This is a genomic window from Sphingomonas sp. CFBP 13603, from assembly GCF_014892665.1.
Lineage (GTDB): Bacteria > Pseudomonadota > Alphaproteobacteria > Sphingomonadales > Sphingomonadaceae > Sphingomonas.
In genome coordinates this window covers 51,810-64,360 of the sequence record NZ_JADBIA010000015.1, presented here as the reverse complement: position 1 = coordinate 64,360, position 12,551 = coordinate 51,810, and the positions used below count along the sequence as shown (strand labels likewise).

Sequence of the window (12,551 nt, the reverse complement as noted above, 5' to 3'; positions counted from 1 at the left end):
CATGAGCGATTACAGAATCCAGGGCGAAACCGGCGAGTGGGAGGTCGTGGTCGGCCTCGAAGTGCACGCGCAGGTGACGTCGAACGCCAAGCTCTTTTCGGGCGCGGCGACCGCGTTCGGCGCGGAGCCCAACACGCAGGTGTCGCTGGTCGACGCTGCGATGCCGGGCATGCTGCCGGTCCCGAACCGCGAGTGCATCCGCCAGGCGGTCCGCACCGGCATGGCGATCGAGGCGCAGATCAACAAATGGTCGCGGTTCGATCGTAAGAATTACTTCTACGCCGATCTGCCGCAGGGCTATCAGATCAGCCAGCTCTATCACCCGATCGTGGGTGAGGGTGCGATCGACATCAGCCTCGACGAGAAGAATCCGGATGCCGCGGGCAAGCGGATCGGCGTCGAGCGCATCCATGTCGAGCAGGATGCAGGCAAGCTGATGCACGACCAGCATCCGACCCAGTCGTATGTCGACCTCAACCGGTCGGGCGTCGCGCTGATGGAGATCGTGTCGAAGCCCGATCTGGCATCGCCGGCGGAAACAGGGGCTTACCTGCGGAAGCTGCGATCGATCCTGCGCTATGTCGGGTCGTGTGACGGCAACATGGAAGAAGGCTCGATGCGCGCCGACGTCAATGTCAGCGTGCGCAAGCCCGGCGACGAGCTCGGCACGCGGACCGAGACGAAGAACGTCAATTCGGTGCGCTTCGTGATGGCGGTGGTCGAGCAGGAGGCCAAGCGCCAGGTCGAGGTGCTCGAAGCCGGCGGCAAGATCCAGCAGGAAACGCGGCTCTACGATCCCGATCGTAACGAGACGCGCTCGATGCGGTCGAAGGAAGACGCGCATGATTACCGCTACTTCCCCGATCCCGATCTGCTGCCGCTGGTGCTCGACGATGCGTTCCTGGCCGAGTGCCGGGCTTCGTTGCCGGAACTGCCGGACGCGAAGCGCGCGCGGTATGAGGCGCTCGGGATCACCGCGTATCAGGCGACGGTGTTGACCGCCGAGGTCGAGGCGGCGCGGTGGTTCGATGCGTTGCTCGACGCGGGCGTGAAGCCGGCGGCGGCGGCGAACTGGACGACCTCGGAACTGTTCGGCGCGCTGAACCGGACGGGGAAGGACATCGAGAATTCCCCGGTGTCCCCGGCGCAGGCGGCGGAACTGCTGGGGCTGATCGCGGACGGGACGCTGTCGGGGAGTCTTGCCAAGCAGGTGTTCGAGGTGATGCTCGAAACTGGTGACGGCGCGGCGAAGGTGGTTGAGGATCGTGGGTTGAAGCAGACCAGCGATACCGGCGCGATCGAGGCGGTGATTGCTGACGTGATGGCGGCGAACGCTGACAAGGTCGCTGATTATCGCGGCGGTAAGGACAAGCTGTTCGGGTTCTTCGTGGGCCAGACGATGAAGGCGATGGGGGGGAAGGCTAACCCTGCTGTTGTGAACGAGGTTCTGAAGGGGATGCTTGGGGAGTCGGTGGCTTCGTAAAGTTACCAAACCTCGCTCGCTCGCTCTCTCTCCAGCGAAGGCGGGAGTCCAGGGTAACTGAGTGCAGCGCTGCTTGATTCCTGGGCCCCCGCGTTCGTGAGGGAACTAGCAGAAGTGTAGTTCGCCCGCCTCCACATGCCCCACCCCGGCGAAGGCCGGGGCCCAATTGGGGGACGGTGATAACGATGGGCAGCGCTTCGTTACTGCAACCTTTCCAATTGGGCCCCGGCCTTCGCCGGGGTGGTTGTGTACGGAGGCGGCCTTACGCGTCCACCTTCTGCGGATGATGCGGCACGAGGATTAGCGTGTTCTCCTCTACCCGCCACGACGCGAGGCGCGACAGGAAGTTCATCCCCAGCACGTTGGTCTCGCCAAACGCCGGCGACACCACCACCTGCAAATCCCGCGCGACGATCGCACCGAGACGCAGCGAGGCAATCGTCCCCGTCTTAGCCGCGATCGAGCCATTGGCGGTCTGTAAAACGATCGGCACCACGCCAACCCGCGCCTCGACACCAGCTTTCTCCGCCGTCTTCTCGGAAATAGCGGTGATCGTCGCGCCGCTGTCGATCAGCAGCCGCTGGCTCACCCCGTCGATTGTCGCGCGCGCCCAGAAGTGCCCATCCGGCGACATGCGGATGCGAACCTCGCCGCCGACCACCTGCTGATCCTCGATCTTCAGGAACCGCGCGATCTTGCCGATATAAGGATCGAACTGACGCCGCTGGTCGATCGCAACGAATAGGAGTCCGACAAGGACAAGCGTCATCGCCAGATTGACGAGCGTGCGGATGATCGGGATGCGCTGCGCCAGGATCAGCAGCAAAACGGCGAGCCCGAGCGCGATATAGAGGCTCTGGTGCTCGGCGAAGGTGGGGATCGTGGGGATTATCGAGTCCTGATTGGCGGAGGTGGCACCGTATAGATAGCCACCCCCGCCTGTATGGTTGCTGACACGAGCTTACTGCGCGTCGTTGTCCTGGTTCTTCACGACGCCACCGGTACCACCGACGCCGTCGGGCAGGCCGGTATCCGTGAACGTCTCGGGCTCGTCGCCGCCTTCGCCGCGCTCGACCGCGTCTGAGCGCGACTCCACCGCCTGTTCGATGTCGCTGCGGGTGTCCTCGTCACGATCCTCGGGGAGCGTTTCGGGGTTCGTGCCGGAATGCGGATCGCTCACGGTCAAAACTCCGGCTGGACGGGTGCGGGATCGTTCGACGGCGTTCCCGGTGCTGGCACGTCGATATCCGGCGCGGGCGGATTGAACTCGGGCGGCGGCGCGGTCGGCTCGACGGGCGACGTCGGGGTCGGGAATTCTGCCGGGGGTTGGGTAGCCATGATGTCTCTCCTTCTGGATGTTCAACGCCTGTAATCGAGCGCGGTTGCGTTGGGAGTTGCCTATGTGCTTGCCCCCGCATGCATCGTTGGTATAGACGCGCCCGCTACGGCGATGTCCTGTGCGGGCGTGGCGGAACTGGTAGACGCGCTTGGTTTAGGTCCAAGTATCGCAAGATGTGGGGGTTCGAGTCCCTTCGCCCGCACCAGCCCGCCGCGCAGGCGAGGCGACCGCCCGAAGAATTATCCTGAATGCTCTTTTAGACAAAGGCCGGACATGCAGACTGTCGAGACGTTGAACGAGGGCCTCAAGCGCGCCTTTACGCTCACCATCACCGCGAAGGATATCGATGCCAAGGTCGATGTCGAGCTGAAGCGCCTCGCGCCGCAGATGAAGATGCCGGGTTTCCGTCCGGGCAAGGTACCGGCGAACCTCATCCGCAAGATGCACGGCCCGGCGCTGACGCAGGACGCGCTGAACGCGGCGATCCAGGAGGGCGTCCAGACGCTCGTCGCCGAGAAGCAGCTTCGCCCCGCGATGCAGCCTTCGGTCGAGCTCGAAGACGGCTATGACCTCGGCAAGGACGCGGTGGTCAAGGTCGAGATGGAGGTCCTCCCGCAGGTCCCCGCACCGGCGATCGACGGCATCAAGCTCGAGCGCCTGACCGTGCCCGTCGCCGACGACGCGGTCACCGAGCAGCTCCAAAAGTTTGCCGACCAGCAGAAGAAGTGGGACGACGCAGCTGACGATTACGTCGCCAAGATGGGCGATCTCGTCACCGTCGATTTCGTCGGCAAGACCGCCGACGGCGTCGCGTTCGACGGCGGCACGGGCACTGACATGGGCGTCGAGCTCGGTTCGGGTCGTCTGATCCCCGGCTTCGAGGATCAGCTCGTCGGCGTGAAGACCGGCGACGACAAGGTCCTGAACGTGACCTTCCCCGAGGAGTATCAGGAGAAGTCGCTCGCGGGCCAGCCGGCGACGTTCGACATCACCGTCAAGTCGGTGAAGACCGCGGGCGAGAGCAAGATCGACGAGGATCTGGCCAAGTCGCTGGGTCTCGAGAGCCTCGAGCAGCTCACGGGGCTGTTGAAGGGTCAGATCGAGCAGGAGCATAACGGTCTCACGCGCACGCACATGAAGCGCAAGCTGCTCGACCAGCTCGCCGAGGGTCACGACTTCGAGGTTCCGCCGTCGATGGTAGAGGCTGAGTTCAACCAGATCTGGTCGCAGCTCCAGCACGAAGCCACGCATGAAGCCGATCCAGAGGCTGCAATGGCCGAGATGGAAGGCGAGCGCGACGATTACCGCAAGATCGCCGAGCGTCGCGTGCGTCTGGGCCTGCTCCTCTCCGAGATCGGCCAGGCCAACGGCGTCGAGGTTTCGAACCAGGAAATGCAGCGTCTACTCGCACAGGCCGCGCAGCAGTATCCTGCCGAGCAGCGCCAGCAGTTCATGCAGTACGTCCAGCAGGAGCCGATGGCGGCCGCCCAGCTGCGCGCGCCGCTGTACGAGGACAAGGTCGTCGACTTCCTGTTCGAGAAGGCCGAGATCACCGACCGCGAAGCGACGCGTGAGGAGCTGGAAGCAGCGATCGAGAGCGAGGACGGGTTCGCCAGCGGCACGCACACGCATGATCACGACAACCACAAGCCGAAGAAGAAGGCCGCTGCCAAGAAGGCCAAGCCGGCTTCGGACGACGTTGCTTCGGATGACGCCGTGACGGACGAGGCACCGGCTTCGGACGCAGCGGACGAGGCCAAGCCTGCGAAGAAGGCGCCTGCCAAGAAGAAGTCGGCTCCGGTCGAAGCAGAGACCGCTGTGACGGAATCGTCGCCGGTTGCTGCCGAGAACGCAGAGGGCACCGAAGCTGCCGACGCACCGGTGAAGAAGCCGCGCGCGAAGAAGGCTCCGACCAAGACCGAGGCGTAACGCACGTTCGAGCGCCTCAGTAAGTGAGGCGCTTCACCCAACCGGGTCACCTCCCCGGCGTAGGCCGGGGTCCAATTGGAAAGTTAGCTGTAACGATGCGCGATGCTTCGTTATGGACCTTTCCCAATTGGGCCCCGGCCTCCGCCGGGGAAGTGCATTTTAGGGTTGTTCGGTGACTGAAATACCGTCTTCAACTCCGCAAGGGCAGGGCAGGGCAGGGCAGGGCATGATCGAACCGAGAATCGCCGTCCTGCTACCCTGCTACAACGAGGAAGCCGCGATCGCGCAGACGATCGCCGGGTTCCGCGATGCGCTGCCTGGCGCCACCATCTACGTCTACGACAACAACAGCGCCGACCGCACGATCGAGGTCGCGCGCGCCGCCGGAGCCGTCGTCCGGACCGAGCGCATCCAGGGCAAGGGCGCCGTCGTCCGCCGCATGTTCGCCGACATCGACGCCGACATCTACGTGATGGCCGATGGCGACGCGACCTACGACGCCGCCTCCGCCCCGAATCTGGTCGCTCGCGTCCTGGACGAGCAGCTCGACATGGTCGTCGGTTCGCGCATCAGCCAAGTCCAGGAAAGCTATCGCCGCGGCCACCGTTTCGGCAACGCGCTACTGACCGGGATGCTCGCGCGCCTGTTCGGCCGCAGCTTCACCGACATCCTCTCAGGGTACCGCGTCTTCTCGCGCCGGTTCGTGAAGAGCTTCCCGTCGCTGTCCGCCGGGTTCGAGATCGAGACCGAGATCAGCGTCCACGCGCTCGAACTCAAGATGCCGATCGGCGAGGTCGAGACGCCCTATTACGCCCGCCCCGAAGGCTCCGAATCGAAGCTCAGCACCTACGGCGATGGCTGGCGCATCCTGCGCACGATCATGACGCTGTACCGGATCGAGCGGCCGCTCTGGTTCTTCGGCGCGATCGGCAGCGTGTTCGGCCTGCTGGCGCTGGTCCTCGGCATCCCGCTGGTGCTGACGTACATTGAAATCCACCAGGTCCCGCGCTTCCCGACCGCGATCCTGATCACCGGCCTCGGCATCTTCGCCGCGCTCAACGTGTTCACCGGCCTGATCCTGGACACGGTCGTAAGAGGCCGCCGCGAAGTCCGCCGCCTGGCGTACCTGGCCTACCCCGCCCCAGGCATCTAACTCCCTCGCCCCTCCGGGGAGAGGGAAGGAGGAGCCGCTTGGCGACGGGAGGGTGAGGGGCGGTTGGCGGATCCCAACGCCCCTCACCCTCCCGCCCGCAAGTGCGGGCGGGCCCCTCCCTCTCCCCGGAGGGGCGAGGGGTTAAGCAGGGCTTGAACTCCCCTCTCGGACCGCCGATGTTAGCGGTTCACTGGGGCATAAGAGAGATTTCCATGCACAATCCGTTCGAGACCGGCGATTTCGCGAGCCCGTTGGCCAGCGCCGGGCTCGGCCTGCAGCAGACGCAAGCAGGCCTGGTTCCCATCGTCATCGAGCAGTCGAACCGCGGCGAGCGTTCGTTCGACATCTTCTCGCGCCTGCTCCGCGAGCGCATCATCTTCGTGACCGGCGGCGTCGAGGACGGCATGGCCTCGCTGATCACCGCACAGCTGCTCTTCCTCGAGTCCGAGAACCCGAAGAAGGACATCTTCATGTATATCAACTCGCCGGGCGGTGTCGTCACGGCGGGCATGGCGATCCACGACACGATGCGGTACATCCGTCCGCGCGTCGGCACCGTCTGCATCGGCCAGGCAGCCTCGATGGGCAGCTTCCTGCTTGCGAGCGGTGAGCCCGGCATGCGCGTCGCGATGACCAACGCACGCATCATGATCCATCAGCCATCGGGTGGTGCACAGGGCATGGCCAGCGACATCGAGATCCAGGCGCGCGAGATTCTGCGCATCCGCAAGCGCATGAACGAGCTGTATTCGCAGTATACCGGCCAGCCGATCGAAGAGATCGAGCGCCGGATGGACCGCGATACGTTCCTCGAAGCGAACGAGGCGAAGGATTTCGGTCTGATCGACGAGGTGTTCGACAAGCGTCCGGCGGTATCCGAGGATGCGCCGAAACCCGCCTAATCGCCGTCCGACCGACACTGGCATGGGGTGAATCGTAAACCCCGCCGGTTTATTTGATTGTAGGAACTCCGGGGTGCGTTACGGTAGCGGCCCCGGAAACGGCACGTGCACCGACATGCGCGAGAGGTGATTGAATGACGAAGCTGAGCGGTGGCGACTCGAAGAGCACCCTCTATTGCTCGTTCTGCGGGAAGTCGCAGCACGAGGTCCGCAAGTTGATCGCCGGGCCGACGGTCTTCATCTGCGACGAGTGCGTCGAGCTATGCAACGACATCATCCGTGAGGAGACGAAGTCTGCGCTGGTGTCCAAGAAGGACGGCGGCGTGCCGACTCCGCAGGAGATCTGCGACGTCCTCGACGATTACGTGATCGGCCAGAAGCGCGCCAAGCGCGTGCTGTCGGTGGCGGTGCACAATCACTACAAGCGGCTCAACCACGGCGCCAAGGGTGCCGATGTCGAGCTGTCGAAGTCGAACATCCTGCTCGTCGGGCCGACCGGTTGCGGCAAGACTCTGCTCGCGCAGACGCTCGCCCGCATCCTCGACGTGCCGTTCACGATGGCCGACGCGACGACGCTCACCGAGGCGGGCTACGTCGGCGAGGATGTCGAGAACATCATCCTCAAGCTGCTCCAGGCGTCGGACTACAACGTCGAGCGGGCGCAGCGCGGGATCGTCTATATCGACGAGATCGACAAGATCTCGCGCAAGGCTGAGAACCCCTCGATCACGCGCGACGTGTCGGGCGAGGGCGTGCAGCAGGCGTTGCTCAAGCTGATGGAAGGGACGACGGCGTCGGTTCCTCCGCAGGGTGGGCGGAAACATCCACAGCAGGAGTTCCTGCAGGTGGATACGACCAACATCCTGTTCATCTGCGGTGGCGCCTTCTCGGGTCTCGAGAAGATCATCGGCGATCGCCTCCAGGGCAAGTCGATCGGTTTCGGCGCGTATGTCGCCGGGCCGGACGAGCGCAAGACGGGCGAGACGCTGAAGTCGGTCGAGCCTGAGGATCTGCTGAAGTTCGGGCTTATCCCCGAGTTCGTCGGCCGTCTGCCGGTGATCGCGACGCTCGAGGATCTCGATGTCGACGCGCTGGTGAAGATCCTGAAGGAGCCGAAGAACGCGCTGGTCAAGCAGTACCAGAAGCTGTTCGAGATGGAGGACGTCGCGCTCGGCTTCACCGACGACGCGCTGGTGTCGGTCGCCAAGAAGGGCATCGAACGCAAGACCGGTGCGCGCGGTCTTCGCTCGATCCTGGAGAGCATCCTGCTCGACACGATGTTCGACCTGCCCGGCATGGACGGGGTCGACGAGGTGATGATCGACAAGGACGTGATCGAAGGCCGCAAGGAACCCATCCGCGTCTATGCCGAGAAGAAGAAGACTGGCGATGCCGCTTAAGTCTGGACTGATTTGAGATACGGGAGAGGGCGTCGAGCGATCGGCGCCCTTTTTCGTTCTGGGGCATACGCGCCTGAAAACCGTCGTCCGTCATCCTGACGAAAGTCAGGATCCAGAGCAATTAAGGCTCGCGCTAGTTACCCTGGATCCTGACTTTCGTCAGGATGACGGGAGGGGGTGTACCACCAAACCATCTCGCCTTGAGGAAGGTAAGGACAGAACTACGAGGTCAACAGCCTAACCCGCTCTAGATCCTTAGGACGCCCGAACATCCTGAGAATCCGGGATAATTCCGCCCGATCAGGCACGTAAACGACGCGTCCGTCGAACGGGCGGGATACGCGCGTTCGCGGCAGCACCTCCGTCCAACCCGCGCTCGTCGCAACATGAAACCCCGCCATGATCTCGACTACCAAAGGCGGTGTCTCCCACCGCCCGAACAGCGTCGATCGGAACAACGAACTCGTGCCATCCTTGATGGGCACGACCCCGAGCCTGTCCATCGCCCTTAGAGCATCCAACACGCTCATGAGCACATCGACGTCGCCGACCTCGATCGGTACCACCCCGTGAAGCGCGACCGCCGCGCTGGAAATGACCCACCATGGGTCTTGAGCATCCCGCATCGCATCGGCGGTCATGACGAGCGTTTCGCGGAGATCGCAAGCCAACATCGCTGCAACCTACCCGATCCTTACCACTCCGCAATCGCCCCGACTCGGACCCTTATCGGCCCTCGCGCATTCGTTGACCAAGTGGAACGAGGGAGCATGCATGACGATCGAAGTGGCCGACCGACCGAACGAACACGTGGTGGAGACGATGCCGGACCGTCTGGCGCTCCCGATCTGGACGCTGATCGCGCCGGGCCTGGGACTGCTCGCCGTCCTCGTCGGCCTCGCCAAGATGGGCACGCTCGGCACCGCCGCCGCAGTCATCGTCCTGATTGGCAGCGTGCTCGCCGCCGTCCATCACGCCGAAGTGATCGCGCACAAGGTCGGCGAGCCATTCGGGACGCTCGTCCTCGCAATCGCGGTCACCGTGATCGAAGTGTCGCTGATCGTCTCGCTGATGCTCTCCAACGCCGGCGACGCGACCACGCTCGCGCGCGACACGGTGTTCGCGGCGATCATGATCATCCTCAACTTCATCATCGGCATCTGCCTGCTCGCGGGGGCGGTGCGGCATCATGAGCAGCGCTTCACGCTGAAGGGCATGACCGCAGCGCTCGGCGTGCTCGCGGCGATGGCGGTGCTGTCGCTGATCCTGCCGAACTATACCTCGTCGACACAGGGCCCGACCTACGCGTCGTCGCAGTTGATTTTCGTCGCGGTCGTGTCGCTGATCCTCTACGGGACGTTCGTGCTGGTGCAGACGGTACGCCACCGCGATTATTTCCTGCCGTCGACCGACGATAAGGACGATCACGCTGCGCCGCCATCGGGCCGCGCGACCGGGATAGCGTTCGCCGCGCTGCTGGTGGCGCTCGTCTCGGTGGTGCTGCTCGCGAAGACGCTGTCGCCGACGATCGAGGCGGCGGTGCTCGGTGCCGGCCTGCCGCTGACCGTGGTGGGCGTGGTGATCGCAGCGCTGGTGCTCGCGCCGGAAAGCCTTGCAGCCTACAAGTCGGCGCGGCGTAATCGGTTGCAGACCAGCCTCAACCTCGCGCTCGGCTCGGCATTGGCGACGATCGGGCTGACGATCCCGAGCGTGGCGATCGTGTCGCTGGTGCTCGACCTGCCGATCGCGCTCGGCATCGACGCGAAGAGCATGACGCTTCTCGCGCTCTCGCTGTTCGTCGCCACGCTCTCGCTCGGCACGGGCCGGACGACGGTGTTGCAGGGCGTCGTCCACCTCGTGATCTTCGCCGCCTATCTGTTCACGACGGTGGTGCCATAAGCTCAGGGGCCCTGCGTCGATAGATAGGCTATGACGTCGGCGCGGTCCTTGGGGTCGGGAAGGCCGGCGAACGCCATCGTGGTGCCGGGCACCATCTTGCGCGGGTTGGTAAGCCAGGCGTCCATGCGCTTGGCATCCCAGTTGCCGCCGAGTGCTTTCAGCCCGGCGGTGTAGGAGAAGCGCGGGCGACGCTCGCCGATCGGGTTGCCCATGACTGCGTAGAGGTTCGGCCCATCGGTATCGCCCGCGTATTGCCCGATCGTGTGGCAGGCAGTGCAGCGACGGAAGACGCGTTCGCCGCTGGCAATCTGGCCGGTGGTGCCGGCGTCGGGGCTCGAACCGCAACCGGCGAGCGCCAGCGCCAGCAGGGGCCACCGCGGCAGGGTCATCGCTTCTGGCGTGCGGCCAAGGCGAGGCCGGCGGCGATCTGCGCGACGGCGTAGAGGCGGCGGCGGCCTGGGCGGTCGACGAAGGGCTTCACCAGTTTCTCGGTCCCGAGCGCTTCGTCTTTCCAGAGGTCGACGTGGCGGCGGGGTTGGAGGAGGCCGATCAACCCGTCCCCAACCATGAAGATCGCTGTCATCTCCGCCGCGCGAGACGCCCAGATGTTCTCCTGCGCACGTAGGAGGCCAGGAGCCACGGGCGTCGTCTCTTGGGACCCTTGGCCCCCGCCTTCGCGGGGGAACGGTGGAGAGGTCATTGGGGCTTGGCCTTCGCAGCTTGCGCGGCTTTCCAGGTGGCCACGTCTTCCAGTGCGATACTCCGACGCAGGACCAGCGCATCCGGATCGATCACGACATGCGCGCCCGCCGGGACCGACAAGCTCGCCTTCCCTCCAGTCATCGGCAAAGTCCGCGTCTTGCCGTCGATCTGCACCTGCACGGGAAGCGGGAAGGGGCCGTTACCGGGCACTTTCCAGGCCAAAGTCAGCATATTCCCCATCCGCGTTTCCACTAGCTCGGGCAGCGCCGCCTGCCGGAGATACACGTCGAAGAACCACGCATAGTCCTTCCCCGTCACCTTCCGGACGAGCGCTTCATATTCCTTCGTCGACCCGAACCGCGGCGCGAAATTGCCCGGCTTCGGATCCGCGCGCCCATACACCGCCAGCCGCGTGACGTCGAAGAACGCCTTGTCGCCGATCAGGCTCCGCAGCGTGTGGAGCATCCAAGACCCCTTGTAGTAGATGTCCTGCCCCGCACCGCCCTTGTCGAGTTCGTACACCTCCTCCTCGGTGGTGACGCGCTGCTGCGTGATCGGCTTGAGGTTCATGATCGAGGTGCGCTCGCCCTGCATCATCGCGGCATAGCGCGCGCGCCCCTCGCGCCACTGGCCGTAGAGCGGCTGCATGTAGGTTCCATACCCCTCGTGCAGCCAGTAATCGTCCCAGTTGGCGGCGGTCAGCTGATTGCCGAACCACTCATGCGCGAACTCGTGCTGGAACAGCCAGTCGAACCCCTCCGGCGCCTTGGCATATTCGTTGCCGTACGCGTTGATCGTCTGGTGCTCCATGCCCTTGTGCGGCGTCTCGACCACGCCGAGCTTCTCGTCGCCGAACGGGTAGGGGCCGATCATGCTCTCGAAGAAATCGAGCGTCGGCGCGAACTCGGCGAACAGCTTTTCGGCCTGCACCTTCTCGCCCGGCAGGTACCAGTAATACATCGGGATGCTGTTGCCGAAGCGGCTCTTGTACGCGCCGCTGATCTCCTCATACGGTCCGACGTTCAGCGCGATACCGTAGGTGTTGGGATGCTTGGCACGCCAGTTCCACGTCGTCCGCCCGTCCGCGAGCGTATCGACACCGAGCAGCACGCCGTTCGACGGTGCCTTCAGCCCCTTGGGCACGGTGATGTGCAGCGTCACCAGCGCCGGCTCGCCGGTCGGGAAGTCGAGGCACGGCCAGAACAGGTCGCAGCCATAGCCCTCCGCGGTCGTCGCGAACCACGTGCGGCCATCGGGTGTCTTCGACCAGACCATGCCGTCGTCCCACGGCGCCTTCACCGCGACGTGCGGCGTGCCGCCATAGGTGATCTTCGCGGTGACCTTGCCGCCAGCGGGGACGGGCTTTGGCAGCGTGATCGTCAGCCGACCCTCGGGATTGCTCCAGGCCGAGGGCGCGAGCGGAACGCCGTCGATCGCGATCGCGCTGACGGGTAGATTGCGGTCGAGGTCGATCGGCAGCCGGGTTAGGGGCGCCTTCGCGGTGAAGACCAGGGTGGCGACACCGTTCAGGCTTTCCGTCTCGGGCAGCACTTCGAACGCCAGGTCCGCGCTGTCGAACCGTAGCGCGGTCTGTTCGGGTGTCAGTACGCCCCCCGACCGCTGCGTCTGCGCGGTGATCGCGGGTTCGCCCTTCTTCGGGAGGGGCGCGGCGGCGGTAAGAAGTGCGACGGCGCTTGCAGCGAGTAGAAGACCTGATTTCATGGCGTATCCTCGCGCGGAGGTC

13 protein-coding genes and 1 tRNA gene are annotated in these 12,551 nt (G+C 64.6%); 7 read left to right on the top strand and 7 right to left on the bottom strand.

Going from position 1 to position 12,551, the window contains the following annotated elements:
* Position 1 precedes the first annotated feature (1 nt).
* Entirely contained in the window at positions 2 to 1,483 is a 1,482-nt protein-coding gene (gatB, locus tag IFR23_RS18210; RefSeq protein ID WP_093397113.1) for an Asp-tRNA(Asn)/Glu-tRNA(Gln) amidotransferase subunit GatB, read from the top strand.
* Positions 1,484 to 1,745: 262 nt separating this feature from the next.
* Here the strand turns inward: gatB and IFR23_RS18205 are convergent, their stop codons facing one another.
* The 3 genes from IFR23_RS18205 to IFR23_RS18195 form a co-directional block, all read right to left on the bottom strand.
* Positions 1,746 to 2,309: a retropepsin-like aspartic protease family protein gene (locus IFR23_RS18205; protein WP_244655782.1), complete on the bottom strand. Its 564-nt coding sequence runs from the start codon at positions 2,307 to 2,309 to the stop codon at positions 1,746 to 1,748.
* A gap of 135 nt (positions 2,310 to 2,444) precedes the next feature.
* On the bottom strand, positions 2,445 to 2,663 hold the full coding sequence (locus IFR23_RS18200; RefSeq protein ID WP_192977071.1) for a hypothetical protein: 219 nt from the start codon (positions 2,661 to 2,663) through the stop codon (positions 2,445 to 2,447).
* A 2-nt stretch (positions 2,664 to 2,665) separates the two neighbouring features.
* Complete coding sequence (locus IFR23_RS18195; protein WP_168371595.1) at positions 2,666 to 2,821, bottom strand: hypothetical protein; 156 nt, start codon at positions 2,819 to 2,821, stop codon at positions 2,666 to 2,668.
* 121 nt (positions 2,822 to 2,942) lie between these two features.
* On the opposite strand from IFR23_RS18195, the gene IFR23_RS18190 reads away from it, so the two are divergent.
* The 5 genes from IFR23_RS18190 (at position 2,943) to clpX (ending at position 8,206) form a co-directional block, all read left to right on the top strand.
* Positions 2,943 to 3,027: transfer RNA gene (locus tag IFR23_RS18190), tRNA-Leu, on the top strand.
* A gap of 68 nt (positions 3,028 to 3,095) precedes the next feature.
* A complete protein-coding gene (gene tig / locus IFR23_RS18185) occupies positions 3,096 to 4,751 on the top strand; it encodes a trigger factor (RefSeq protein ID WP_192977070.1) in 1,656 nt (551 codons plus the stop codon).
* A gap of 226 nt (positions 4,752 to 4,977) precedes the next feature.
* Positions 4,978 to 5,904, top strand: a complete 927-nt coding sequence (locus tag IFR23_RS18180; protein ID WP_192977069.1) for a glycosyltransferase family 2 protein — start codon at positions 4,978 to 4,980, stop codon at positions 5,902 to 5,904.
* 212 nt (positions 5,905 to 6,116) lie between these two features.
* Positions 6,117 to 6,806, top strand: coding sequence for an ATP-dependent Clp protease proteolytic subunit (locus IFR23_RS18175; protein WP_056048165.1), 690 nt, complete (start codon positions 6,117 to 6,119; stop codon positions 6,804 to 6,806).
* Positions 6,807 to 6,940: 134 nt separating this feature from the next.
* Entirely contained in the window at positions 6,941 to 8,206 is a 1,266-nt protein-coding gene (gene clpX, locus IFR23_RS18170) for an ATP-dependent Clp protease ATP-binding subunit ClpX (protein ID WP_056048170.1), read from the top strand.
* Between the two features lie 221 nt (positions 8,207 to 8,427).
* Here clpX and IFR23_RS18165 read toward each other — a convergent pair whose 3' ends face one another.
* A complete protein-coding gene (locus IFR23_RS18165) occupies positions 8,428 to 8,847 on the bottom strand; it encodes a hypothetical protein (RefSeq protein ID WP_192977068.1) in 420 nt (139 codons plus the stop codon).
* 133 nt (positions 8,848 to 8,980) lie between these two features.
* Between IFR23_RS18165 and IFR23_RS18160 the strand changes: the two genes are divergently transcribed.
* Positions 8,981 to 10,105, top strand: coding sequence for a calcium:proton antiporter (locus tag IFR23_RS18160; RefSeq protein WP_056048176.1), 1,125 nt, complete (start codon positions 8,981 to 8,983; stop codon positions 10,103 to 10,105).
* 2 nt (positions 10,106 to 10,107) lie between these two features.
* Here the strand turns inward: IFR23_RS18160 and IFR23_RS18155 are convergent, their stop codons facing one another.
* The 3 genes from IFR23_RS18155 to IFR23_RS18145 are packed head-to-tail and all read right to left on the bottom strand — an operon-like array spanning position 10,108 to position 12,529.
* Positions 10,108 to 10,494 carry a c-type cytochrome gene (locus IFR23_RS18155; protein WP_192977067.1) on the bottom strand — a complete coding sequence of 129 codons (387 nt, stop codon included), beginning with the start codon at positions 10,492 to 10,494 and terminating at the stop codon, positions 10,108 to 10,110.
* Positions 10,491 to 10,745: a hypothetical protein gene (locus tag IFR23_RS18150; protein WP_342345006.1), complete on the bottom strand. Its 255-nt coding sequence runs from the start codon at positions 10,743 to 10,745 to the stop codon at positions 10,491 to 10,493. The genes IFR23_RS18155 and IFR23_RS18150 overlap by 4 nt, the downstream gene beginning before the upstream one ends.
* A gap of 56 nt (positions 10,746 to 10,801) precedes the next feature.
* Positions 10,802 to 12,529, bottom strand: a complete 1,728-nt coding sequence (locus IFR23_RS18145; RefSeq protein WP_192977066.1) for a M1 family metallopeptidase — start codon at positions 12,527 to 12,529, stop codon at positions 10,802 to 10,804.
* Positions 12,530 to 12,551 lie beyond the last annotated feature (22 nt).